The organism is Bradyrhizobium diazoefficiens, from assembly GCF_016612535.1.
Classification (GTDB): domain Bacteria; phylum Pseudomonadota; class Alphaproteobacteria; order Rhizobiales; family Xanthobacteraceae; genus Bradyrhizobium; species Bradyrhizobium diazoefficiens_C.
Window position 1 is genome coordinate 1 of sequence record NZ_JAENXS010000006.1, and the last position, 23,964, is coordinate 23,964.

17 protein-coding genes and 2 pseudogenes are annotated in these 23,964 nt (G+C 58.9%); 5 read left to right on the top strand and 14 right to left on the bottom strand.

The genetic code is table 11. The features are described from left to right. Nucleotides 1–452: 452 nt before the first annotated feature. Complete coding sequence (locus tag JJE66_RS36115; RefSeq protein ID WP_200520565.1) at nucleotides 453–671, top strand: hypothetical protein; 219 nt, start codon at nucleotides 453–455, stop codon at nucleotides 669–671. Nucleotides 672–2,174: 1,503 nt separating this feature from the next. On the opposite strand, the gene JJE66_RS36120 is transcribed toward JJE66_RS36115, so the two are convergent. From JJE66_RS36120 to JJE66_RS36140, 5 genes are all read right to left on the bottom strand, one after another. Then, on the bottom strand, nucleotides 2,175–2,567 hold the full coding sequence (locus JJE66_RS36120; protein ID WP_200520566.1) for a hypothetical protein: 393 nt from the start codon (nucleotides 2,565–2,567) through the stop codon (nucleotides 2,175–2,177). A gap of 1,171 nt (nucleotides 2,568–3,738) precedes the next feature. Next, nucleotides 3,739–4,041: an HU family DNA-binding protein gene (locus JJE66_RS36125; protein WP_200520567.1), complete on the bottom strand. Its 303-nt coding sequence runs from the start codon at nucleotides 4,039–4,041 to the stop codon at nucleotides 3,739–3,741. A gap of 453 nt (nucleotides 4,042–4,494) precedes the next feature. Further along, nucleotides 4,495–4,677 carry a hypothetical protein gene (locus JJE66_RS36130; protein WP_027544425.1) on the bottom strand — a complete coding sequence of 61 codons (183 nt, stop codon included), beginning with the start codon at nucleotides 4,675–4,677 and terminating at the stop codon, nucleotides 4,495–4,497. 314 nt (nucleotides 4,678–4,991) lie between these two features. Further along, nucleotides 4,992–6,533 carry a Fic family protein gene (locus JJE66_RS36135; RefSeq protein ID WP_200520649.1) on the bottom strand — a complete coding sequence of 514 codons (1,542 nt, stop codon included), beginning with the start codon at nucleotides 6,531–6,533 and terminating at the stop codon, nucleotides 4,992–4,994. Nucleotides 6,534–7,377: 844 nt separating this feature from the next. Next, complete coding sequence (locus JJE66_RS36140; protein ID WP_200520568.1) at nucleotides 7,378–7,578, bottom strand: hypothetical protein; 201 nt, start codon at nucleotides 7,576–7,578, stop codon at nucleotides 7,378–7,380. 2,594 nt (nucleotides 7,579–10,172) lie between these two features. Here JJE66_RS36140 and JJE66_RS38330 point away from each other — a divergent pair. After that, nucleotides 10,173–10,363 (top strand): annotated as a pseudogene (locus tag JJE66_RS38330) (VOC family protein); the annotation flags it as partial. Between the two features lie 4 nt (nucleotides 10,364–10,367). Here the strand turns inward: JJE66_RS38330 and JJE66_RS36145 are convergent. The 9 genes from JJE66_RS36145 to JJE66_RS36185 all read right to left on the bottom strand — a co-directional run bounded on the left by JJE66_RS36145 (nucleotide 10,368) and on the right by JJE66_RS36185 (nucleotide 18,712). Further along, nucleotides 10,368–10,973 (bottom strand): TIGR00730 family Rossman fold protein, encoded by a 606-nt coding sequence (locus JJE66_RS36145; RefSeq protein WP_200520569.1) that lies wholly within the window; start codon nucleotides 10,971–10,973, stop codon nucleotides 10,368–10,370. Between the two features lie 315 nt (nucleotides 10,974–11,288). Beyond that, nucleotides 11,289–12,122, bottom strand: a complete 834-nt coding sequence (locus JJE66_RS36150) for an SDR family NAD(P)-dependent oxidoreductase (protein ID WP_409362865.1) — start codon at nucleotides 12,120–12,122, stop codon at nucleotides 11,289–11,291. Nucleotides 12,123–12,557: 435 nt separating this feature from the next. Beyond that, complete coding sequence (locus tag JJE66_RS36155; protein ID WP_200520570.1) at nucleotides 12,558–13,304, bottom strand: sulfotransferase; 747 nt, start codon at nucleotides 13,302–13,304, stop codon at nucleotides 12,558–12,560. A 182-nt stretch (nucleotides 13,305–13,486) separates the two neighbouring features. After that, on the bottom strand, nucleotides 13,487–14,275 hold the full coding sequence (locus JJE66_RS36160; RefSeq protein ID WP_200472228.1) for an ABC transporter permease: 789 nt from the start codon (nucleotides 14,273–14,275) through the stop codon (nucleotides 13,487–13,489). Between the two features lie 3 nt (nucleotides 14,276–14,278). Next, nucleotides 14,279–15,238, bottom strand: a complete 960-nt coding sequence (gene nodI / locus JJE66_RS36165; protein ID WP_246756863.1) for a nodulation factor ABC transporter ATP-binding protein NodI — start codon at nucleotides 15,236–15,238, stop codon at nucleotides 14,279–14,281. A gap of 179 nt (nucleotides 15,239–15,417) precedes the next feature. Beyond that, nucleotides 15,418–16,020, bottom strand: coding sequence for a nodulation methyltransferase NodS (nodS, locus tag JJE66_RS36170; protein WP_200520572.1), 603 nt, complete (start codon nucleotides 16,018–16,020; stop codon nucleotides 15,418–15,420). A gap of 50 nt (nucleotides 16,021–16,070) precedes the next feature. Beyond that, a complete protein-coding gene (gene nodC / locus JJE66_RS36175) occupies nucleotides 16,071–17,405 on the bottom strand; it encodes a chitooligosaccharide synthase NodC (RefSeq protein ID WP_200520573.1) in 1,335 nt (444 codons plus the stop codon). A gap of 18 nt (nucleotides 17,406–17,423) precedes the next feature. Continuing rightward, nucleotides 17,424–18,080 (bottom strand): chitooligosaccharide deacetylase NodB, encoded by a 657-nt coding sequence (gene nodB, locus JJE66_RS36180; protein WP_200520574.1) that lies wholly within the window; start codon nucleotides 18,078–18,080, stop codon nucleotides 17,424–17,426. Further along, nucleotides 18,077–18,712, bottom strand: a complete 636-nt coding sequence (locus JJE66_RS36185) for a NodA family N-acyltransferase (RefSeq protein WP_200298479.1) — start codon at nucleotides 18,710–18,712, stop codon at nucleotides 18,077–18,079. Before JJE66_RS36185 ends, nodB begins: the two co-directional genes overlap by 4 nt. Before the next feature lie 453 nt (nucleotides 18,713–19,165). Between JJE66_RS36185 and JJE66_RS36190 the strand changes: the two are divergent. From JJE66_RS36190 to JJE66_RS36200, 3 genes and pseudogenes are all read left to right on the top strand, one after another. After that, nucleotides 19,166–20,152, top strand: a pseudogene (locus tag JJE66_RS36190) (LysR family transcriptional regulator). Between the two features lie 1,348 nt (nucleotides 20,153–21,500). After that, nucleotides 21,501–22,211 carry a MerR family transcriptional regulator gene (locus JJE66_RS36195; protein WP_200520651.1) on the top strand — a complete coding sequence of 237 codons (711 nt, stop codon included), beginning with the start codon at nucleotides 21,501–21,503 and terminating at the stop codon, nucleotides 22,209–22,211. 596 nt (nucleotides 22,212–22,807) lie between these two features. Then, the gene (locus JJE66_RS36200) at nucleotides 22,808–23,911 is read left to right on the top strand and encodes a branched-chain amino acid ABC transporter substrate-binding protein (RefSeq protein WP_200520575.1); all 1,104 of its coding nucleotides are present in this window, start codon (nucleotides 22,808–22,810) and stop codon (nucleotides 23,909–23,911) included. Nucleotides 23,912–23,964 lie beyond the last annotated feature (53 nt).

A 23,964-nucleotide genomic window follows, 5' to 3' on the forward strand; every position in this document is an offset into this window, starting at 1 on the left:
GTGCCATGGGAAGGGGCCGATTTGGCCATCCCGAAAGCCTCCGATACTAGTAACCCGGGAATAAAAGGCAATAGCAGACCGCCGGGTGACTAGGATCTCAACGGCAGGCTTGGGAGCACTGCGAAGCTGGGCAATGTCAGTGCTAATGGGAGCCGCGTCTTAATGGAAGGCCTTGGAGCCGCGGAACGAAAGCAGCTGATGCTGAGCCGCGCTGGTTCAACGGGGTAACACATAAATCTCGATTCCGATTCGATACCCTATTCCTGCTGTTCAAGCCAAAGAACGCATTTTTCCATCGTGACTGCGCGACACTTCGCTGCCATGCGGCGACAACAAAGAATATCTCGGGGGCTGAGAAAGGCTGGCGGTAAACTGGATTGACACTCCTCCGGCGCAGGGTTTGACGCCACGCCCAGTCCTCGTGGATCCTGCGGGATCAGTGAGAGTGCGTCATGGGATATGAATTCTACAGAGAACTGGTGCAGCAGCCGCGTGACCTTGCTGAGAGGGCCGATCCGTTCACCAGCCAGCGGTTGCTGAAGTTGGCTGGCAGCTACGACGTGAAGGGCGGAAATCTGGCGGGGGCGCCGTGGCCGACGGAGCGTCCACTGCCGATTCCGCGTACCACGCCGCCCGCATCGATCTTTTCGGGTCCGGGCGAGGCTGGATGAAGTTCGGTGCAGGCCACCCGTTCGCTGATCCGGAGGCCGCGGCACGCAAGCGATCGCTGGCGGCATCGAGCCCGATCAATGGTCCCTTCCTTTGCGATGCCAGCGGCGCCGGCAGCGGTTTCCGAATGAGCCGGACATTCGCGGTCGAACGCGATTGGATCAAGCGGCATGAGACCGGAACGCATGTGAAACCGGCTGAGCACGGACTTGAGTGTCAACCAGTTGTCGAGCGCGAAACCAAGCGCTCTCGCTCTCGGTTGCTTTCGCTGGAGCCGGCCGACCTTCTTGAATCGATCGCAAGTTCAGGCCGATCAGGCACGCGAAAAGCATGATCGACGAGCATTGGAAGGATGACGGCCATGATAGAAGACAATTTGGCTCGCATGCGGACACATCGGAACGCCATCGAGCGCCACCGAAGGCTGCTGAAAACCAAGCTCACCGAACAAGACCGGCAGTACGTCTGCAGACGTCTGTCGGAGGAAGAGTCCGCGCTCGAAAGCTTGCGAGCGACGAGTTTTCCAATCGTGTTCACCGAGAGCCTCAGGCCGATGACGTCAGCCTCCTAGCCGGTACGGTCGTGTCGATAGCGACGAACTACGTGCACAGGAGCGCCGCTATGGCACCCCCGTCTGCGAGTTCATATATCGGCGACAAATATTGGAGCCTTTTTTGGATGCGTGGCCTAGTGATTCTTTTTGTGGCCTTTGTGATTATGCTGGCGGCGCGCGGCCAGCATAAGAGTAGTTTCGTGCCGCGTCCAACCGCATCCATGCCACCGGTCAATGTGCCCTAGAGCCGAAGGTTTGGTCCAAACAGCACGGATTTTGCTACAAGGTGCTTCCGTCTCTCCCGGAGTTCGGACCGGTCTGCATTAGAGGGAGCCTCGTTTTCCGAGTTCTCTGAGGACCTGCCGGAAACGGGCAAGCCATACCTCAAGCCATGTGTCAGCTGAGGCCACTTGCGCTGCTGCGATTGCGCGCGCGCCCATCTCATCATCAAGGAAGATTTGAGGACGGTTGTTTTGGCTTCTGACTGGACCTTGCATTTCTCCCAACCTTTTGCGAGGAGCGTGGCAGGGAGGTGTCCGGACCCCCAAGCCACGCAGCCGCAACAGCTCGGTCGGCGAGCGGTTTTGGCATGTGCAAAACTGTATCGTTTCACGGGCAGGTTGAATTGATCTAGCGCAAAACACGAGAGCCGTTCGTCTCTACTACTCAGCAGATTCGTGGATTGCCCCGGTTGCGTCATCCGAGAAGACCAGCTGCGTTTTTCCGGGGGCATTTTCAGGACCGCGCTTGAATGATAGTGAAGACAGCGCAAGTTTCCTGATCGTGATCGTCTGTTGCTTGCTCTGCGATGGAGTGTTGCCCAATCGAGCCTCTAGAGCACGCCCTCAAAACGAGCGAGACCAAGCGAGTAGACTGGATTATCGGCGCGGGCTGCCCTGCTTTAATCATGTGAAGCTGCGGTTCGGCCGAATATCTGGTGCGTGCGAGCGGGTCAGGAAGCGTTTGCACTTCCTCGCACGTGGTCGGAGCGGCGGCGCTGCCGCCGCCCGCGTCGACCTGAGCGCGCGAGCACCGGCAGCGGGGCCGCGCGGGTGGAGCATTCGGGCGCATCTTTTGCGGGCTCCGGACGGCTGGGGCGCGCTTCCATGAATTCCAAGACGGCGCGTCCCTTTTTCGTTATGCGCCACCCGCCGTTCATACGTTCAATCAGGGCTTGCGAGAAGATGTCAAGGTCGGGCATGAGCGAACCCAGTCGTCGGGTGCGTTCGGCCCAATCGCTACCGCTGGTCGCCAGGATCGCCATGTCGCGCTTCAAGTCCGCCATCACGGCAAACCCGTCCGGATAGCTCACCAGGATCTTAAGAACTGTGACCTGGAAGTTCACCCCGTCCTCTTGTGACTAACGCCACATCGTCGACGGCTTCGAGAGCGCGTCGCGGCGAACCTGCGTTACACAGTCGGACGACGTCTCTCCCTGAGTGGCTGCTTTCAGGATTTTTGAGGCGACATTGGTCTGGCCGTCGGTGTCGCACCGGGACACATACTCGCAGATATCGTCAGCAACCATGCGCATGAGAGCAAGTATGACCGCCTGAATGTCGATGAACTAAAACTCATATAAACAGAATAAGCCGGAAGCCAAGCTACGCCTCGGGATCGCAAGCTGCAACACCCCCTCGAGGATACTGGTCATAGTCCGAGGAGTCACACCGCATACAACACGGCGACTGGGTGTCGACCACGTCCGGGGTGATATCGGATTTTAACGCCGTATGGGCCGCCATTTCGTTCCGCATAGGGCCGAGCCTCCCACGGCATTGCCGCCGATGACGGGCCGTTGGCCCGGACGTGAGGAAACGCGGGTCGATGGGCGCCGATCATCAAGGTCGGCACAATTCGCCGGATTCAGGCGGCTGCCGGTTGCCTCCGATTACCCCAGTTCATGATGCAGCTGCCGACCCAACCGCCGACGGCGCCATCCTGACAACCATCATCATCGACATGTCCATCAGGCAACACAGCATCACAATAGCTACGAGGCGCTATCCGCCACACCAAGGCTGTTACCGCGGCGTGGTTTCATAGTCGGCGCCGTTCGGTGGCCGGACGCGCAATCGCCACGGTCGTCATATCGCGGGAATAGATGGGCGCCTTACCCGGCTCGGTGAAAGCAACATTCGGATCGCACCAATTCACGCGAGGCGTCGATCAGGGCTTCCTTTTACCTTGGCGTTACCGACCGCGACGACTTTGACGTCTGGCGCCGACGGCCAACTCTCCTGGTTCGGTGACTGGCGGCAAAACGAGCGAGATCGCTGACCACGTCCCCTTCGTCCTCGCCAACGGTCCGGAAGGTCTGATCGTGACCGTCCTCGCGGACCGGGTCTCCGAACTGGCGGCCCGCTGCCAAGCGTGTCACGATTTATCAATCGGCCGATAGCCAGCTGTTGGCCGATGAGGTTCATATGGGATCCCTATGTCGGCAGCGGCAACCTCGGTGCGCTATCCGTCCTCGCAACAGCGCCACTTGGCGTGATGCACGGCAGGCGACCTCATCATGTCGCGACTGCGTCTTTAGCAACCTTGAGCGGTGACGCCTTGAGCGACTTGCTGGCCGGCTTGGCTGCGAACTCCATCGGCTCCTTGGTGAAAGGATTGACTCCGCTGCGCGCTTCGGTCGCAGGCTTGTTCACGACCGACATCTTGACGAACCCGGGGATGACGAACTCGCCAGCCTCGTTCAACTCCTTGTAGCCGACGATCGCCAACTGCTCGATGACGGCCTTTACGTCACCTTTGGAAACCTGCGCTCCTTGAGCAATTGCGTCGATGAGCTGGTTCTTGGTCATCTTGGTCACGATGAATTCCTTTGTAAGGCGGAACTATACAATGCGGGAAGTACGCTGGCTTCTGTTGTTCTTGTTCGAGCACGGCAAAGCTACACGAAATTGCCTTCGTTCACTGAGGTGATGAAGTCGACCGGCGTAAAATCTATGGGAAGCGAAAACACAACGATCAGTTCGATCTGTGTTTCCAGCATCGCCTCACTCGTCACAGCTGGACGGCGCATGCCCTATTCGGTATGCAGTTCAATGTTTGAAATCGGCCGATGCAGTAGTCAGCGCGGCAATCAGCCAATCGATCTCGGTTTTCGCAGACGAGTGATGATCGCATGACTTCATTCGCGATGGCAGAGCGAGCCTCATTCTATTTCAAACTTCGTAACGCTCGAGCGGACAGGTCCCCTGCGAAGAAAACTAAGGGCCGCGTTTACTCTGTCGGGAGAGAAGCACAAGCTATTCCCCTCTATCTTACCGGCGATGCCCTAGAGAGATGCCGAGCTTGATTGCCTTTTGACGGAGAGAACCTTCCGTCCTTTTCATTGACTTCGCGATCTTCGCTACGGGCACCCTCGCCTTGGAGTGCGCGCGAAGTTCTTTGACGTCCGCCTTCGTGTACTCGCGGCGGACTACTTTCTTCACTTTCTTTGCCATTGCAACTCTCCACTCGTTGTTGAGCGGGGCTTCTAGCACGAAAGATCAAATTAGCAATCTTGCGACGCGTCGCATTTCGTGCGATTTATAAACCGTTTTAGCGAATTCACTTCCGGCCTGATGCCTGGAAAAGTGCTGCCTTCTATTCAGTCAGCCAGAATTGAGATCCTGAAGGGTCTTCCGGGCGTGATCGCGGCGCGATGTTCGTGCCGCGAGTCATAGTACCGCCGCCAGGTGTACCTCGCATGGGATACGAGTGATGTTGCCGGTCGCGGCGCTGAATCATCCGTGTGTGCGCCTGCACTGGGATGCAGTTACTTAGGAAACGCATTCCTGTAACTCGCCTCGACCTTGGTGATCTCATCGTCGGTCAGTTTGGCAAATTCGTTTTCCCGGCCACGTTTCGACAGAACACCCGTGTTCTGGCGCAGGAAGCGAAACAACAGGTCGACGGTGCCGTCCGGCATGTCGACGATCTCCGTCACGCTACGCCTGAATGTGTCGTAAGCTTCCAGATATCTGGCTTCCGCCGGCAAATCGACATCGATCGTCCTTGCCACGCATTCATAGAGGAATTCGGCGTGAGGCGTGGCGTCGAAAAAACGATAGAAATCGGCCGTCTCGTTGAGGACCCGAACATTCCCTTTGTCTGTCGACTCCCATTTGATGAAAGGCAGCAGGCGGACCGAATAGCTTTCAAGAGTGCGCCGGTAATCGTTAATGCGATCCAGAATAGCGGCGGAGACTGGAAACACCATGCCCGGCGGATTGAAGCCGCGTTCCGCCAGAATATGATGGATCAGATAGCGGTGCAGGCGGCCGTTGCCGTCCGCGAACGGGTGGATATAGATAAACCCGAAGGCGAGGACTGCGGCGGCAAGGACCGCGTCCAGATCCGGCGCTGCCTTGCGGTCGAACGCGACCAGCCCCTCGATCAAGGACGGCAGGTCCTCGTGCCTTGCGCTGATATGGTCCGGCAAGGGCGCGCCGGAGTCGCGGTCCCGGTCGCCCACAAAGCCCCCCTCGTTGCGCAGGCCCAGCAGCACAAAGCGATCGTCGCCGATGACGATGCGTTGCAGGCGCAGCAGTTCGTCGAGGTCGATCGGCTTGCGCCCGGCTTCGCCAATGGCTCTACCCCAGCGTTGAATGCGCTCCTGCGGCGGATGCTCGCCTTCGATCTCAAAGCTTGAGCGCGAGTCCTTTAGCAGCAGGAAGGCGGCCGTGCGCGCCAGCACGTCGGCGGGCAAGTCGGCAATGACCTCACGTGCGCGCGCCGGCAGGTTGCGTTTGGTGAATTCACGTAAGGTCTCTGTCCGGAAGATCATCGGGCAGAAGGACGGCGTCCCAGGCAAATTGCTTTTGACGCGGTGACGCGTGGAGGTAACCGCGGCTGCTGTCCATTGCAAATCGGGATCGACAACGAGCACGTAAGTGCCCTTCTCTGCAGCCGGCAGATCGAGGGTCTTGCCGAGCAGCCACTCGTACAGAAACCAGCTCCGTCGGGCATAGGTGCCGGTCGGCGTGCCCCTGACCATGGCCTCGATCGGCTCTGGTCCGCTTGCCTGAAACAGGGCTTTGAGGATCAGCAGGTCCAGCCCTTCGTATTTGAGGGCGAAGGTCAGATGTCCTTCAAGGCTGGCCAGCGGCGCGTGGCGTGGCGTGTAAATGTGCCAACCGTCTTGCTGGTATGCCTTATGGCGGGGGCCGACGGCGGATAGCGTGCGCGGCATCGGAACTTTCAAGCCGAGGGCGTCGATCAGCGCCGCGTATCCCACCGGCGTGGCGCGTTCGGGCAGCCTCGAGCCGTGAAAAGTCGTTACAGGCTCTGAAAAACGATATTTTGGGGTATTTTCCATGAAAATTCGACCTAGGTCGTGGTAGCCGAGTTGCCCGGTGGGGCAATCTGTCATGAAAAGTCGAAATTTTCCATGAAAATCCATAACTATGACGCCATTTACGTGAAATACAGGGCCTCCGAGGCTGACAAGAGGGATGGCGCGGAACGGGGGTTTCCTTGCTAACCTAATGGATAGAGCATGGTCGTTTCGGCAGGAGATGCGCGGATGCAAACCGCGTGACATTCATGATGGCTATCAGTCATCCGCACCGGCCAGCAGTGGTGTCAGGATCAGCCCATTCAGGAGGCGGCGCATTTGCGCTCAGTTGGATCGCCTCGATTTCAAGCTGGGGTTTGAAGGCGAGCGGACGACCGCGGGGCCTCCTCGCGTTGGGACTGCGGGCGCAAACGACTTTTCCAGGCCGACGGCGTTCTGATTATCTCGGCAACTTCAGCACCGTCAGAAAGCGTTCGCCCTGTTCGCGGGCGACGCGCCGGCGCTGACGGCGTACGCGCCGACCGTGGTGCGTCCACGCCGCAAGCTGCGATAGGCAAAAGTCTGAAGCACTCAGGTTGAGCTTTTCGGCCGCCGGCCTTGAATCACTCCGACGAGCTTCCATACTCTCCGACATGGCGCGTCCATTTTCGGTTATGCAGCAGCCGCGGTTCGTGCGCTAGATCAGCGCTTGTGAAACAATGTCAGGGTTGAGCATGTGCGAAGCCGGTCGTCCGGTGCGTTCGGCCCAAGCCTGGCCGCTGGTCGCCGGGATCGCCAAGGGACGCTCGAGGCCGGCCAGCGCGGCGAACCCGAAACATCACCAGCAATGCCAAGCACTGTGCCTCGACGTCACCGGCTCTCGCGATTATCGCCACATCGTCGGCGCACGCGAGAGAGCTTCGTGGCCGACCTGCCGCAGACGGTCGGGCGAGGTTTCCCCCTTGGTGGCGGCTTCTAGAATTTTGGAGGCCACATGGGTGCGGGCGCCGGTCTCGTGACCGGACACGCCCTCGCAGACCTCTTCGAAGACCGCGCGCAAGAGCGCGGTGGTAGCTGTATCCAACATTGGGAAAGCCCCCAGCGCAAAGTCCCCTCCTAGCATTTTTCTTCTTCCTGGAGATTCAACAGTGTTAAGCTGATCGAAACTTTTACGAGCCTCAACCTCTCGGCGCGCATGGGTCGAGCTTCCTCTTTGGCTTCTACTAGCGCGCGCTCTTGCACGCCATCTTCATGCGCGTTCAGCGCGCTCGGCGATCACGATGCGCTCGTGCTCAAATTCGGCTTTGCTCGCTTGCAATCGGAGGGGACCATCCTGCGTCAGCCCCAAATCTGCTTCAAGACAATGACAATTGGTGCGGACCAAACCTCCGACGAGAGGATCGTCAGTCTGTGGGCAATGGTTGAATCGAACTGAACACAGTCTCCAGGATAGGCCGCGCCAATCTTAGGGCCATGCTGCCGACAACGAACTGCAGAGCTTGATTGAAGTCAACAGACGAGCGGACATCACGAGTGAAACAGCAATCACTGACGCGGCCATGCCAAGCCAGGGCATTCCGTCATCACGCGCAGAAGCGATGAAAGGATTGTAGCGCGCGCACGAGCACTCGCCTCATTGAATCTCCGACGAGACGGCAGCTGCGCGCGAAAGAACTCTTAGCGCGGACCCGCCTCAAGCGTTCTCGCTCGGACAACCGTCACGTCCGTCAGCTGGCGGTCAGCTTCGCTGACTATGACCGTCGCCGGCTTCATCAGCCGTCGGCACGAATCACTGATAGGAACTCGACTCACCATGGACCGCCGAACCGGCCGCTACATCCAGTTCAAATGGCGCGCGAGCAATGCAAGCTGAGCTTGTCCACTGAAGCAATTCCGACGAACGGAAATGGATCGAACCAAGGTCAAGGTAGAGTGTCTCCAATGCCATGCTGAGCTGTGTGGCGTTCTCGAAGCGTCAAAGTGATCCTCCATTGATCTGGCAGGGGGGGCGCAGGCTTCCTAGCGAGAACATCGTCTCGGTCCACAGCTGAGTTCAGCCAGGGCGACGCCGCCCCGTGATGATCCAGTCTCTTGAAGTGAGCCGAGCTCGGTTCCTACCTCGTGCTGCAAAAGCCTGATTGTCTGGCAGAGCGACGACCAGGCCGTTGGGAAGCGCGAACGAGCCGACGAAGACGCCTATCGCGCCGAGACGAGCAGCATTCTCGGGCAATAACCGAGTCGGAGAACCACGCTGCGCCGCATGAGGCTTTCTCGGCCGACATATGACGGCTGACGATCGGAGCTTATCAACACCAGCATCGTGGTGAGTCGTAGCGGGCCGGTTCGCTTTGGCCACGAGTTCGGACCTTCGACCGACAATTGACACACACAGAATAGGAGATGAATCATGCACTGGCGCACACCAAGACTACAGCTGAATGAGGGCGATGGCTATTTTTCGTCTGGTGCCTCGAAGCCCCTGAGGACCCGGAGCCGGTGGCCGCTCGCGGCCCTTCTCCTCATCTTGATGCTTTGGGGCGCTCTCTTGTTCTTCGCCACGTTCTCGTAAACGCCAAGCCACCCACGGGCTCGCGGCCATCTGGCCGCGCTCCCGCTGGCTTGCACGAGCAAGCACACTCGATGGATCGAGATATCGGCGAATGCCACGTTTCGAGCTCAACAACACGCCCCTCAGCGCCACAAAGCCCATGTGCGTTCCACAAGCACACCGTTGGTTCCAAGGACTGCCTCGTGAAGGTGGCAATGCCGTTCCCAGTACGATTCGCAGCTAGACGCGATCGAGCCAAGCCCATCCCCATGGGTGCGATCAAGGCACCAGCTGCGTCGATGCGGTTGGTCGACCCGGGCTGCATACGGAAACTGCCGAGAGCGCAACTCCCCTGAACGATCATGCAGCAGCTCCTGCTTGCGCTCTCTAATGTCAAAGGCGCAAGTTCCCGCATGTTCGGCATCCGGACTCAACTGGCCCGCGGGCGGTGACCATGTTGATGCAGCACGTCGCTGAAGCTTGCAACGAGCGCACGCGATGTCCAAACCGACTTGTTTTCGGACCGTTCGGCAGCGCTTACAGCTCCTGAAGCACGCTTCGTCAGAAGACCGCTCCTGACCGACCGCTATCCCTGTTTATGCCATACTCCATCAAGATGAGCAGCACCTTGCAGTTCGGTTCACTCCGACTGAAGAAGATCGCGCGAGACATTTGCCGCGCCAATCGACGAATTGATCATCGATCTAAAACATGAGTGATGGCGTTTTGCGCGAGAACAAGGCGGCCCCGGTTCAGGTGCCGTAATTCGGATTGATCCCGAATGGCAAGCCTGGACCTGCGCGGGTTGCGAGGTCGCGCACCGCCGGGCCGTTTTTCTGTTCATCCGAGCGCAGCAGCAAGAGGCAGATATGCGCACCATCACTTTCCTCTGTCCGATCACACGAGTTATGGTTCAGCATCGGCTAATGGACGACGAAGCGGCCGAACACCAGTTTCAAGGCGTCTTTTGCCCCGCCTGTTCCCGGCTGCACTTTGTAGATCGCAAGACCGGAAAGCTGCTAGGCAGGAAGACGAATGACGGCGCGTCCTCACAAAGCGGCTGAAGTACGGCGCATCCGAAGGCCAATCCGCTTGCGATACGCGCGCATTTGGCTCCGAGTACCAGCACCGATGGCGTGCCCATCTGCCTGCGGACGAAAACAACAGGCGAGGTCGACGCGTTTCATGCCACAGCGCTTGCGAGCGGCGGCGCATCCAATGGCGCGCCGGGCATCCGCCCGCATGGCCGCGTGCAGTACTACGCAGCCTTCGTCGTCGATCCTGATGCAACCGGATCGCGGCGGTGACGTTTCCGGCTGAATAATCTTCTAGAGCTTCCGCGCGATCTCCGGGGCAAGCTGCTTTTCCGCCTCGGCGATCTGGGCCGCCGCCGATTTCAGCTTCGGCAGAATATCCTCGACGCGATCGGCCTTGAGGATATCGACCGAAAAGCCGACGCGGATGAACTCGGTCTGGCGCATGTGCGACAGCAACAAGAACAGTGGATCCCAGAAATTGTCGATATTGGCGAGCAGCACGGGCTTGGCGTGACGGCCAAGCTGCTTCCAGGTCAGTTGCTCGACCAGCTCCTCCAGGGTGCCGACGCCGCCCGGCAGCGCCACGAAAGCGTCGGAGCGCTCGAACATCAGCCGCTTGCGCTCGTGCATGTCGGGGGTGACGATCATCTCCTGCACCCGAGCCAGTGCTTTCTCGCGCTTCCGCAGGAATTCGGGAATGATGCCGGTGACGATGCCGCCGTGATCCAACACGGAGGTCGCAATCGAGCCCATCAGGCCAAGCGAGCCGCCGCCATAGACCAGGCGAATGTTGTTCTCGGCGAGCGCCTTGCCGAATGCCTTGGCACCTTCGGTGAAGTGGGGATTGGTTCCGCGACCGGAGCCGCAATAGACACAGACGGTTTTGATCGTGCTCATTGGCACCATGATGCATAGTAGCGCATTCTTTCGATCGTCCAAGGTGTTGCGATGAATGACCGGAGCCGATTTGCATCTGAACCCGCAGGCTTTGCCTTGACGGGCTCCTGATCGCAAACGGCGCTGTTCGGCAACGCGTCCGCAAGAGCAAGCGCAAATGTCTTGCACCTTGGTCCGGCACAACGGATGTCGTGACCAGATTTCTGGCCTGAATTCCTTGATCTGTCTCTTCTTTGCCGTTCCGATTGACGGTCGCAGGTGCCGGCCAGGGAGACAACGCTTGTGTCGTGCACGTATCGCTCCATCTTCGGCCGATCAGAGGTGTTGGCCACCATTGATCGGCACTTCGACGCCGGTAATATAACTGGCGTCATCCGAACACAGGAAGAAGATGAGTTTAGCGACCTCTTCAGGGGTCCCCACCCGGCGCAGCGGAATGTTCGGTACGACCCGTGCTTCCGTATCTGGTGACAAAATGTCCGTCTTGATCTCGCCCGGAGCGATCGCATTCACACGAATTCCATGCGGCGCATAGTCGTGAGCCATCTCGCGTGTGAGACACGCAAGAGCGGCTTTCGAAGTCGCGTATGCGCTGCCGGCGAAGGGGTGCACCCGGGAGCCTGCAATTGAAGTCACGTTGACGATTGATCCGGACGCGGCTTTCAATTCGGCAAAGAGCCCTTGCGCTAGCAGAATTGGAGCCACCAAATTGAGATGGAATACATCCATCCAGGTCTCGATCGAGGTCGCCAACGATGTTAGTCGTGCGCCGCTCGACGTCTTCGGTGACATCGCTGCATTGTTGATCAGGGCGTGCAACGGCGCGCCCGCGAGGCGCTCTTTGACGTCGGCGATGGCGCGCGGCAGCAAGCGATGGTCGCTGAGGTCGAGCTGGACATGACCATTGGATGCGCCCTCCCAAGGGCATCGCCGCGCATCGATCGGCTGGCGCGCACAAGAAATGATACGCCAGCCGGCGTCCGAAAACAGCTTTCCCGTGGCGTAACCTATGCCACGCGATGCTCCGGTCAGCAGCAGCGTCTTTCGTTCTCTCCGCCGGGCGCGGGCCTTCTCGGGTTTGGAACTGCGATCGTTGTCAACCGACATTGGTCTGGCGACCGCATCTTTGTTCGGCAGATCGGCCCTCAAACACGCCTCCTATCAGGTTACGCTCAACCTTCTTGGTGCAGGAATTGGGCCATCTCTACCGACAGAGTGATTCACGCGTGTTGTGAAGCTAAGTCCTGTGGTTTACGACCTGCTTGGCGAGTTCGAGACACCAAGTCCGTTGGCTTTCCGACAGCGGCACCGCGGGGACCGCGCCACAGGACCTTCTTCCTTCGCGCACAGCTGCGCACAACTTCGCTCAGTAGATCTGGGCTGCAAGCGCGAGTGAAGGTCCTACCGATGTTGAACGCCGCCGCACGCGGCTCATCCTCGAGCAGTCATCAGCAACCATGCGGCCATCCAATGACGCATGCCAATTCGAGATGCCTGCGCGCGGGTAACCCCAACCGTTCATAGCGCTGCTCTTGCCTCCACCAGGGGGCATTTGAACGCAGGCGCCCCGGCATAGAGCCATTCTCAGGCGTCAACAGCCTCAAAGTACTTGGCGTAAGGTCCTTCTTTGAATTCGCGACGCAACTGATCAAAGTTCTCTACGGTTTGGTCTAGCGGTCGCACTTCCTGGCGCTGAAGCTTGAGGCGACCGGAAACAGGCCGCACAGGAAGGCCGAGGAATTCCCAAACCCGCTCCAAGCACAGGCGCGGCTCGCGAACAAGCCTCTCATACTCGAGCTCAACGATATTGGACGAGGCGAACGACTGCCTGATCCTGTCGTGGAACTCAGCGGTGGCCTTGAAGTAGGTTTCGCAGGTGTTGAGGCTTAGGCTGACGAGCGGCGGTGGCTTGCCGTCGCTGTCAGAGTCGTATTTCAACCATTCACCGGTTTGCCTCGCCTGCACGAGTGAGCGGAGCGATTCCAGCGGATTTCGACGACACACGACGATCTTAAGGCGCGGCCAACCGGCCAGCTCAGCCATCATTCCCGGACGGTGATGAAACTGCGGCTCGTTGATCTTGCAGCCAACATGCGTCACATCGTTTTTGTCGCTCCGTGCTGGATAGCGCAAGTAGGCACGCTCCAGAAGCTCACAATCGCTACGTAGGAGCCGCGCCTTGTCGGGCCAATTTGGATCAAACTCATTGAGCAATTCCCCATTGCTCACCACGCTTGGATGTTCGTTGAGCAATTCTTCCAGATAATGGGTGCCGGTCCTCGGCATCGCGAGGATGACGAATGGCTCAGGCGATCGTTCGGATTTCAACATTGCGACAGCTCCTGATTGACAAGGTCGAGACAGTTCGACCCCTACCAATGAGGCAAGGTCAGGCCACACGTGATACTATCGTTCCATAAAGCGGATATATCGGCAAGATAAGAGCATCCTTGCCGCCGGCCTCCACCCGTGACTTTTCCGCAGAACCGATTCACACTATGCTTGGCGTTTGTTCAACGCATCAGCCGGCGACGAAGCAGCAAAGCCGATACGACGAACGCGACGACAGTGTATATGCAAAGTACGCCAACATGCAGGCCGACGCTGCTGGCGTCCCGGTCCAGCATTGCCGGCCGAATGAGGTCGATCGAATGTGCTAGCGGCAACGCCTCAGCTACGCGCTGCAGCGCGATAGGCAGTTGAGCTACCGGAAAAATCGCACCGCACAAGTACATCATGGGTGTGAGAAAGAGAGTCTGATAGAACACGAAGTAGTCGTAACTGGGCGCGAGCGCTATCACGACCATGGCGAGGCTGGCGAAGGCAACACCGGTGAGCGCAATGGCTGGCAGCGCATAAGGGATGGACGGCCATGCCGCATAGCCCAGCGCAGCGGCTACAATCGTAATTCCCGTCCCGGCCAGAACGGCTTTTGTCGCTGCCCACGCCAATTCACCGAGAACAACGTCGCCAAGTGTGAGCTCCGTGCAAAGGATCGCATCCCAGGTGCGCTGGGCGTGCATCCGAGCGAAGGCTCCATAGACGGTTTCAAAGGTCGCGGAAATCATCGCGCTTGTCGCGACCATCCCAGCTGCCAGAAAGGCGATGTATGAAATGCCATCGACTTGGCCGATCATCAGTCCCAGGCCAAAGCCCAGACCGAACAAGGCGCTCATGGGCTCAGCGAGGTTTCCAAGAAGCGATGCCAGCGCCGCTTTGCGCCAAGCCATATAATTCCGGCGCCATACGGCGCTCCAGTTCCACGCATTGGCGGGCAGAGCCGCCGCATACTGCTCCCACATCGTTCAGTCCCTCATCTCCCGTCCGGTCAACCGTAAGAAGACGTCCTCAAGGTTCGGTGGCCGCTGAAGCAGACGAAGACCGGTCCGCCCACGCAGCCGCGCGAGCACCTGCTCTGGATCCGGCGCATAGCAAAACAGCGTCTCGCCGCTGATTTCGGTACGTTGAGCGAGCGGCTTGACGAGAGCGGAGAGCTCGTTCGGGTCACCACCGTAAACCTCAATGACCGGGCAACCGATCTGTTCGTCGATCAATGTGTGTGGCGGCCCTTCGGCGATCTTGCGTCCTGCCTCGAGGACGCACAGGCGGTCGCACAATCGCTCCGCCTCCTCCATGAAGTGCGTCGTCAAAAGGATGGTCTTGCCGCGCGACAGCAGCGCCCGCAGCCGCTCCCAAATCAAATGCCGCGCATGCGGATCGAGTCCGGTGGTCGGCTCATCCAAGATAAGGATCTCCGGATCGTTGATGAGCGCCCGCGCCAGCGTAAGACGCCGCTTCATGCCACCGGACAATTCTGTCACCCGCGCATTCGCCTTGCTCTCAAGGCGGGCGAACTCGAGAAGGGACGGCGTGATCTTCTCGACATCCTTTGCCGTCATCCCGAAATAGCGCCCGAACACCAGGAGGTTTTCACGTACGGTGAACTCGAGATCAAGATTGTCAGCTTGTGGAACGACGCCGATGCGTTTGCGCGCCAATCGAGCACGGGCCGGCACTTTCTCGCCGAGCACAGTTATCTTGCCAGCCTCGGGCGTGGACATCCCGAGAATCATACGCGCAATCGTGCTCTTTCCCGCGCCGTTCGGCCCCAACAGGCCGAAGCACTCTCCCGAAGCCACCGTGAACGACAGCTGGTCGACGACCACCTTCTCGCCGTAAGACTTTTTCACGGCCGTGAAGTCGATCGCCACGTTCGACACGCGCTCGGCCCCCCTGTCAGCCGGCGTGACCGGCGCAGGCTCCATCGGGATTGTCCGCCTTGCGATTGGCGCTGCTTCGACGCCGCCGAGCATTTTATCTATTCCTTCTGATACCAATTTCTCGGCGCGGCCAGCCCGCTGATCTCGCCTTCAACAATCGCTATGCCATCCGTCTGCGATACGACAACTCTGACATGGATATGTCAGCCTGCAAACCGGATTGCTTATGCAGCCGGTCTCCGAAAGCTGGCGATCAAGCAATCTTCGTTATCCGACTCACCTTTGCATTGGACACGCTCGACCTCGACCAGCGCTTCATTCAACATGGCGATGACCGTCTCTGCACCGGCCACGTGACCCCAGCGTCGGCAGATGTGGTCGCGCGCCGATCCGAACACCACAAGTCCGTCTGGCGCGAGCATTCCGACCAAGTTGTCGACGGCTGCGCGCATCTCCAGCGTGTCGCTGAGGTAATAGAGGACTTCTGCTACCACAATAAGGTCGAACCGCTCTGGTGGCGAGAAGTGTTGGAGGTCGGCGACTTTCCAGCCGATATGTGACCATCTCTCCGTTCGGCGACGTGCGCGGCTAATGGCCTGCGGCACGACGTCGACGACCGTGAGCCGTTTGCAGTGAGGCGCGAGCATCTCGGTGAATGCGCCCGCCGCGCACCCGACTTCCAACGCGCTTGTGATGCTTTGGCGGGAGAGCGACATCCGAAGCATTTGCGTGTATCGCTCCCGCTCGAACGGATTCGCGTCCAGACGCCACGGGTCATCTGCGACCAATTCTCGCTCTAGCAACTGATAGTTCTTATCTAGGCTCACGAGCTTCTCACCTCCTTGACGCGCACAGTCCCGCCTCGCCTCCAGACCTGTCAGGTACCGTCAACGTCAAAAGCATGTGCACGTGTAGCCGTTTCGCCCATCGACGGTGCAATACCCGAATGGCCTGCGGCATCTAACCTGGCGCTCTGCCTCAGCGTGCTGGCCTGGCCTTCACTTGAGTCTGGCATATTGGCGGCCTTGCGCGACAACCAGTCGCTATTGCTCAATGTACACAGCGCATATGCCTTCACAGGAAGTAACAAGAACATGCTGATCGGCTTGTGCAGAGCGAAAGCGAGAAAGCGAAGCTGTCGGGCACGAAATGCTGCCAGGCTACAGCGAACCATGGTCATGCACGCGATGACCAGTATTGTCAGCCACGGTAACTCGCTCGTAACTGCGATTTGCGCAAGCGCGGTCAGTATTGAAAGGCCGAGCAGAAGCGGAAGCAGGTTCTGCCCGACAATGTCCAGCGTGATGTAGAAGTCGAGCCTTGGCAACAAGGGGAGCGCAAGCGCCGTATCCCGGAACGTACTACGTGCCCACCGCAATTGCTGACGCAGATATGGCACCAGCCTATCCGGAACGACGGTTGCGGCGATCGCGTCAGGAACGTACTCAGTTCGAAATCCGGCCGCGAGCATCAGGATCGTGAGATGGCGGTCCTCGCCGAAGTCACTTGGCTTTCCTCGAAAATACTGCGTCTCGTACTCGTGGAGGACCAAATCGAGCGCCGTTCGCCGATACATGGCGCACGGGCCACAGCAACACAAGACGGCTCCGAAGCGAGCTTCCGCCAAACGCTCTTCATTACAGGCTAGCCAGTATTCCATATCGATCAGCCTGGTCAACCAAGAGCCGCTTCGATTGCTGGCTGTGAGCTGCCCCATAACAGCGCCAACGGCTGGATCTTGCATCTTTCGTACAAGCTTGGTCACCACGTCGATAGCGATTGTCGTATCGGAATCGACGTTGAGAACCAAATCGCCGGACGAGCGGTGCAGCGCTGCAATTTGCGCTTTGCGCTTGCCAACATTCTTTCCCAGCCACATGAAGTTGAACCGTGGATCATCTGCATAGGCGTCCTGCACGGGCCACAGGTATCTACGATTATCCGAGCCATCATCGACCACATATACCCGCACCTGCCCTTCGTAGTCTTGGCTTGCGATCGACTCCAGGCACGCCGACAGCGTGCGCGGGTCCTCGTTAAAGCAGGGCACGATCACATCGACGCTCGGCAGCGGGCCGGTCTCTGAAGCGTAGTCAGTCGGGGACGGCACCTGTGTTCGGAGCGCGTTGAGCGTCTGCATGCTCCTGTAGATCGTGGACAGCAGGGCGTAGGACGACACGACGACAACGCTTGTTGTGGCAAGCACATTCATGGGGGGACGTCTCTTTTTTCAATGGGATTGAGGAAGTGAGCAGATGGCGAACCCTTGCTCGCCCAATGCCGGAATCAGCCGGGAAAGCGCCTCGACGGTCTGATCGCGACCGCAATCGACGGCTTGCTCGCGCTCGCCGGGAGGACATCCGTCGTGCAAGAGCACAACAGCACCAGGCCGGACCGACGTCAGCACTGCGTCAACGATCGCCGGAACACCGGGACGAGACCAGTCTCTCGGGTCTACTGACCAGTGCAAGGGGATCAGTCCGGCTTTGGTTGATGTCGCGCGTACTTGGTCAGTCCAGATGCCATACGGAGCACGTATGTGCCGCAGCGGTGCCTCGGGACAAACTGCCCTGATGACATCGCTCGCCGCCTGAATCTCATGTTCCACCTCAGCTGGTTCGCATCTGGAGAGATCGGGATGGGTCATCGTGTGGTTTCCGACTTCATGCCCTTCTGCGATCATTCGTTGGATCAGCTTCGGGTAAGCTGCCGCGCACGCCCCGATCACGAAGAACGTCGCCGGCACCCCGTACTCCGCGAGAACGTCAAGGATGGAAGCCGTCCAGCGTGGATCAGGACCGTCGTCAAAGGTCAGGTAAACGTTACGATCTCCGGTGGCGCATACGTGCTCGCCTCGCGCTTCCGACAAGCCGCCGAGAGAGGTCACAGCTCTGGCCCGTTCCGATCAATCATGGTCCCGGCCGGCCATTCGCTTATCGGACGTCCGATTGGGAAGACCAGAACCACCAAATCGTGGTCGGTACGGGTCGGCGGCAGGTCCAGATAAATATCCGGCCGAGTTGAGCGCACGCTCACTCCGGGCAAAATCGTTGCGAGACCCTGACGGCCGACCAGCTTGGTCACATGCTTCTGTAATGCCGGCCGTACAGCGCCAAAACCAAACGGAACACCGAGCTGCTGCAGCAGCGGATACATCACTCGCATTGAGTGCGTGATCCCCAGCCCCTCCAGATCCGGACGTACGCCATACAATCCCAGCTCGGCCACGAGCAGGTCGACCTCTCCGACTTTGATGAAGCGGCGCAGTGCGCTGATGTGAGCTGCTATGCCATGTGCATCATAGCCGATGACACGAAGCTCAGGCCTCGCGCCGGCCCAGCTTCGTCCCCCTTCGAACGGCTTTGCGTTGAATTCACCGGTCGGCCCGTATGTCTTGCGAAAGAACTCGGACAGTTCGATGTGTTCGGCAAGCTCCAACTCGTTTTCCCAGCACACCCTCCACCGCACTTTGGAGTGCGTAGAGAACACTCCTGTATCGTTGGATATAGCAATGTTCATTGTGGTCCCCGTGGTGACGTTCGAGATCTGATCTGGCATTTTATGCACGCGAGTTTTTCATTCTCACCCGGCGCAGTCATGAGCCAACGTGACACGTCGGCGCGCCTTGCCCAGTGCCCTCCGCTCGGAGGAGCCGCGTTCACGATGGAGAGAACATTGAGGAGCGGCGGGCCGGCCGTCCGCATGAGATGGCGCAGATGTTCCAGCAGCGCTTTGGGCAGATCGCCTTCGAGCCGCGATCCGCTTGGACGCGTCGCCAGCACGCTTGCCATCCGTACGCGAACCGAGCAATGGCGGGGTCGCGATGGACATGCGCCGCGGTGGATGCTTAGAGGACGCTAGAAGATCCCTCACGGGGCTGGAGCAACGATCAATAATCATTGTGGTACGCCTGACTCCGATCCGCGTTTTTGATATCTCGCACTGCATCAATCGGTAAAATCGATTGTTTCTATGGTAGACATCCACGGATTGGATACTTCCCGCCATGCGTTTCAAAGGCTTGATCTGAAACTTCTCGTGGCGCTCACGCTCTGATGACGGAGCGCAACCTCACCGCGGCTGCGCGCAGAATCAATCTGAGCCAGCCGGCCATGAGCGCGGCGGTTGGCCGTTTGCGATTCTACTTTCGCGACGAACTATTTGCGATGAGGGGCAAAGAACTCGTGCCGACCCCACGCGCGGAAGCACTCGCTGGCCCAATTCGCGAAGCCCTGCTGCACATCCAGCTCTCCATTATTTCGCGGGATGCGTTCAACCCAGCTTTATCGGATCGCCGGTTCAGGATCGGCGTTTCAGACTTCGTCATGATCGTGTTTCTTCAGGCGATCGTGGAGAGGCTCGCACGAGAGGCTCCGGGCGTCGCGTTGGACTTTCTGCCCCTCGCCGACGACCCCGATGAGCTTCTTCAGCGCGGTGAGATCGACTTCCTTGTCTTGCCGGAAATGTACGTGTCGCGCTCCCATCCAAGAGCGGCGCTGTTCGAGGAGAAACTCGTATGCGTGGGGTGCCGGACCAACAAGCAGCTCTCACGCAAGCTGACGTTCGAGAAATACATGTCGATGGGACACGTAGCAGCCAATTCGGGCGCACGCGGAGGCCTCCGATCGAGGACTCGTTCCTGATTGAGCACGGTCTCAAGCGACGCCTCGAGGTTGTCGTGCAGAGCTTCAGCATGATCCGCCCATGCTCTTGGGCACTGGTCGGATAGGCACGATGCCCTCGTTGCTCGCCAGGCATTTCGGAAAGACGATGCCCCTGCGGATCGTCGATCTTCCGCTGGCAATCCCGTCTTTCACCGAGGCGGTCCAATGGCCGGCCCTTCACAATACCGATCCGGCAAGCATCTGGATGCGGACCCTATTGTTGGAGCAGGCCTCGCGCATGCCATCGGCGCGCGCCACCGCATCAACTCGCAAGGCCTTTTCGCCTTCGAAGTGAATGGAACACCGTTGCACAATTCAGATGTGAACTGAAAGCAACCTGCTAGTGAATGGCGGCAGAAGGACTCAAATGTTCTTTTGTTGCATCTTCGCGTTCAACTGTTCTGACCCCGCCGTCAGAGCCGGCGCATGACGTCGAGCCCATAGCGAAGGGCTGAGCAGATGCAGCACACTCGGGCCGCTGATGTCGCCAAGTGTGTTGCGTCGACCTCACTCTGTCGCCGCGACAATTTGACGACGCATCACTTTGGTGGTAGCCGCGCACTCCCGTCGCTTTCATCGACATGCAATGTGTCGCTTGCGATCGTCCCTAGTAATGGAGCCAACATGTCATTGGTCTCTGGCCGTGCTGATCGATGTCGATCGATGACGAAATCGCGAATCAGTTGGCGCGATTGGCAAGGCGCAATGTGCGGCTGCTGCACATGTCGAACACGCCAAGGGATGCACGGACGTGCAAGTTGATCCCGTTTCGGACCATGCAGAAACCGCCTCGCGCCTGCGCCTGCCGGTGTCCTCCCTGAACTCACCACCGCGCAGATCTCAGCCGGTAGTCCGGCTCGCGTATCCGCACGAATACGGGAATGATAGTTCGACGGTCCTTGGCCCCCCGCGCAAAAGAACGCCTGCTGGTCTCTCAATGACGCACCGCAAGCAAGCCGCTCTCATCGGCCGTTCTCAGTTGCGATCGCCGCGACATCTCTATTCCTGCCGCATCTCCTCTCATCTCTGGCGGTGATCGTTCAGGCGCCGCGATGCTCTGACCCGAACAGTTCGCCGTCGGTTTCGCGCACCAGTCCGCTGTGGATTCCGCAGAGCATTCGATTACCTAGATTCGCTTGGCATCGGCTGCCTCGCTTTCAGGCAAGGCAAAGTCGGTCGCTGTTGCACAACCGCGTCACTTGGGCGCTTATCGCTCCTTCCTCGATGAACGTTGCCGATCTGTCGTCTTTTCGCCTAACGGCGCAGTCAAGCGCCTCGGCCACTAACGCGATCACAAACACGGAGCCGAATGTTGCTGCAGTATAGTGGTGTCTACGATCCGGAAGATCTCACGGTCCTCAGCGCGATGTTTGATAAAGTCATCGCGTCGCTGCCGGCATGCATGCGAACGCCTGACAACCGGATCACAATCGCCAAACTTGTTCTGGAGCGCACAGCAGCAAGCCAATCCGGCTTGGCGTCCCTTATGCTCTTGCTCGACGCCCTTCCATCCGCCCACTCGGTTGAGCGGCGACCGGAGGAGAGCCAGCCTGCTTGCGCCCGAAGAGACGACTGTTCAACCAGCTGATTCAAGTAGCTTGATTCTCACGTGACGTCAGGTTGTAGGCTTCCAATTGAACATCATGATCAAAGCTACACCACGACGGCGTCGATGGCGCATTGGAGAACTTGCGGAGGCGACCGGAGTCACGGTACGCACGCTGCATCACTACGAGCACAGGGGTCTGCTCAGTGCGTCCGAACGTACGGACGGCGGTCATCGAATGTACGAACGTGAAAGCATTCAAAGGGTGTCGCAAATTCGTGCGCTGCGCGAGCTTGGCTTCTCGCTGAACGATATTCGCACAGCAATGGGGGGCACGACTTCACTTACTGACCTCTTGCGCAAACATCTGGAGCAAATTGAACTTCAGGTCGCACGCACGACTCAGTTGCGGGATCGTTTGCGCAACATGACGACGGGCTCTGAGACGCAAGTCAGCGTGCATGAGCTTCCTGCTGCTCTGAGTGCGGCCTCGCGCGCTGACGCACGCCCACAGCCTCCGCCATGCACGTGCGCCGTCGGTGTTGATCGAGAAGAGCGCTGGCGAAAGATCCGGGATGAATTACGCGACTGTGTTGATCGCGGCGAGCACCCTTGCAGCGAGCGGGCCGCTGCCGTGGCACTCAAGGCGCGCGCGCTCATCACAGAGATTGCGGGGTCTGACCCGGCGGCCTCAACCATGCTGAAAGTTCTTGCGCGACTGAGCACGCCACGCAACCTGGCCGGCTGGAACCACAGCTTGATGCAATACCTTGATCTCGCAATGGCCGCACTGCAGGACAGGCAGTAGCGCGGCCGCCGATTCAGACGCGTCCTTCATTTGAAGGATTAGCGACCGCAGGCCTTGAATGCTGCGTTTCCGGCTCAGGGTTCTTTCATGCCTTTCCATCATCCTTCCGCTGTCGCTCCCTTCACGAGAACCACTCATGACCATTCGAGATGCGTGTCTCAAACGGACTTGAATCGGACGTAACGTCAGATTGTAAGATTGACTCTGCTGGCGCGGGGACGCTCTCAAGAGCGTGTGTTGCCCTTGGCCCCGCACGCCTGTTTTTCCACCGTGCGCGTCCTTGGCGTTCGCAAAACAATGAAGGATCGTTATGGCGCTACCAGAGTCTGATCAGCGCGGATTCGTTTGCGCCGCCCGCGAGTGTCGTCCGAGCCAGCTTTCCTCTGACGCAGCCCGAGTGCTGGGCGGAAGAAAGGATCCTTGCGGCATCGTTCGCAAATCTTTCACTCACCACGGCACGCGCGCGAGCATCGGGCGGAGAACGGCTCCCAGCAAGGGCCTCCGGTCCCACGGCTCTCGTTGTGCGACGCCTCAGCAAAAGTAAATAAGTCCAGGCAGATCCGGTCGCAGACTCAAGCCCATATGGGAAGCTCATAATGTCAATCCATCGCGCCATTTCTCTCGCAGCGATTTCACTCCTTGCTTTGATGTCCGCTGCATCTGCGGCCGACATCAATATTGCTGTGGCAGGACCGATGACTGGAAGCAATGCTGCGCTGGGAGCGCAGATGCGAGACGGCGCTGCTGCCGCCGTCGATGATTTGAATGCGTCAGGCCTCCTTCCAGGAACGAAGGTCGTGTTGAGCATCGCCGACGACGCATGCGATCCCAAGCAGGCGGTCATCGTCGCCAATCGGCTTGCATCAGATCAGGTCAAGTTGGTCGTTGGCCACTTTTGTTCCTCCTCGTCGATACCGGCGTCCAACGTTTACGACGAGGCGCAACTTGTTCAGATATCGCCCGGATCGACCAATCCCGCGCTCACAGAGCGTGGCATAAAATCCGTGTTTCGTATCTGCGGGCGCGACGACCAGCAAGGCGTCGTGGCGGCTGAATATATCCGCCGGCACTTCCCCAACACCAAGATTGCCGTACTCGACGACAAGAGCACCGCTGGCAAAGGCATTGCCGATGTCGTCTCGAATCATCTTCGGGTGCTCGGGATGTCGGATGTGAAGCGACAAAGTTATGTGGCCGGGGAGAAGGACTACACGGCCCTGGTTTCGAGGATGAAGGCGGACGGGATCAAGCTTGCTTACATCGGTGGCTACTACAATGAGGTCGGGCTGATCGTGCGCCAGGCCTCAGATGCAGGTGCAGGTATGACCGTGATGGCCAATGATCCTCTGATGACCCACGATTTTTCGATGATCGCGGGCAAAGCCGGAAACGGTACACTGTTCACCTTTATGCCGGATCCCACCAAGAATGCTGACGCGGCAAGCGTCGTGGCACGACTGAAGGCCTCCAACCGATCTGCCGAAGGTTACTCGCTTTACGCCTATGCTGCTGTGCAGGCATGGGCGAAAGCCGCAAAACGCGCGGGCGCTTTCGATTCTGTGAAAGTGGCAGCTACGCTGCGTTCGCAGCCAATTGACACGGTGATCGGGGTCGTCCGATTCGACGCCAAGGGAGACAATTCGGCTCCCGGCTTCGTTGTCTACCGTTGGCAAGACAACATCGTCGAACAGGCCGAGTGAATTGATCCCCACTCATCACGGCTGGATCGGCCCGTTCAGCCGCTCGATGCAGT

What these genes read in the sequence shown, in the direction of transcription:
- JJE66_RS36115 (WP_200520565.1), top strand. Translation starts at nt 453, where the DNA reads ATGGGATATGAATTCTACAGAGAACTGGTGCAGCAGCCGCGTGACCTT.
- JJE66_RS36130 (WP_027544425.1), bottom strand. Translation starts at nt 4,677, where the DNA reads ATGGCAAAGAAAGTGAAGAAAGTAGTCCGCCGCGAGTACACGAAGGCG.
- JJE66_RS36135 (WP_200520649.1), bottom strand. Translation starts at nt 6,533, where the DNA reads ATGGAAAATACCCCAAAATATCGTTTTTCAGAGCCTGTAACGACTTTT.
- JJE66_RS36140 (WP_200520568.1), bottom strand. Translation starts at nt 7,578, where the DNA reads ATGTTGGATACAGCTACCACCGCGCTCTTGCGCGCGGTCTTCGAAGAG.
- JJE66_RS36145 (WP_200520569.1), bottom strand. Translation starts at nt 10,973, where the DNA reads ATGAGCACGATCAAAACCGTCTGTGTCTATTGCGGCTCCGGTCGCGGA.
- JJE66_RS36155 (WP_200520570.1), bottom strand. Translation starts at nt 13,304, where the DNA reads ATGTTGAAATCCGAACGATCGCCTGAGCCATTCGTCATCCTCGCGATG.
- JJE66_RS36160 (WP_200472228.1), bottom strand. Translation starts at nt 14,275, where the DNA reads ATGTGGGAGCAGTATGCGGCGGCTCTGCCCGCCAATGCGTGGAACTGG.
- nodI (WP_246756863.1), bottom strand. Translation starts at nt 15,238, where the DNA reads ATGGAGCCTGCGCCGGTCACGCCGGCTGACAGGGGGGCCGAGCGCGTG.
- nodC (WP_200520573.1), bottom strand. Translation starts at nt 17,405, where the DNA reads ATGAATGTGCTTGCCACAACAAGCGTTGTCGTCGTGTCGTCCTACGCC.
- JJE66_RS36185 (WP_200298479.1), bottom strand. Translation starts at nt 18,712, where the DNA reads ATGAACATTGCTATATCCAACGATACAGGAGTGTTCTCTACGCACTCC.
- JJE66_RS36195 (WP_200520651.1), top strand. Translation starts at nt 21,501, where the DNA reads ATGATCAAAGCTACACCACGACGGCGTCGATGGCGCATTGGAGAACTT.
- JJE66_RS36200 (WP_200520575.1), top strand. Translation starts at nt 22,808, where the DNA reads ATGTCAATCCATCGCGCCATTTCTCTCGCAGCGATTTCACTCCTTGCT.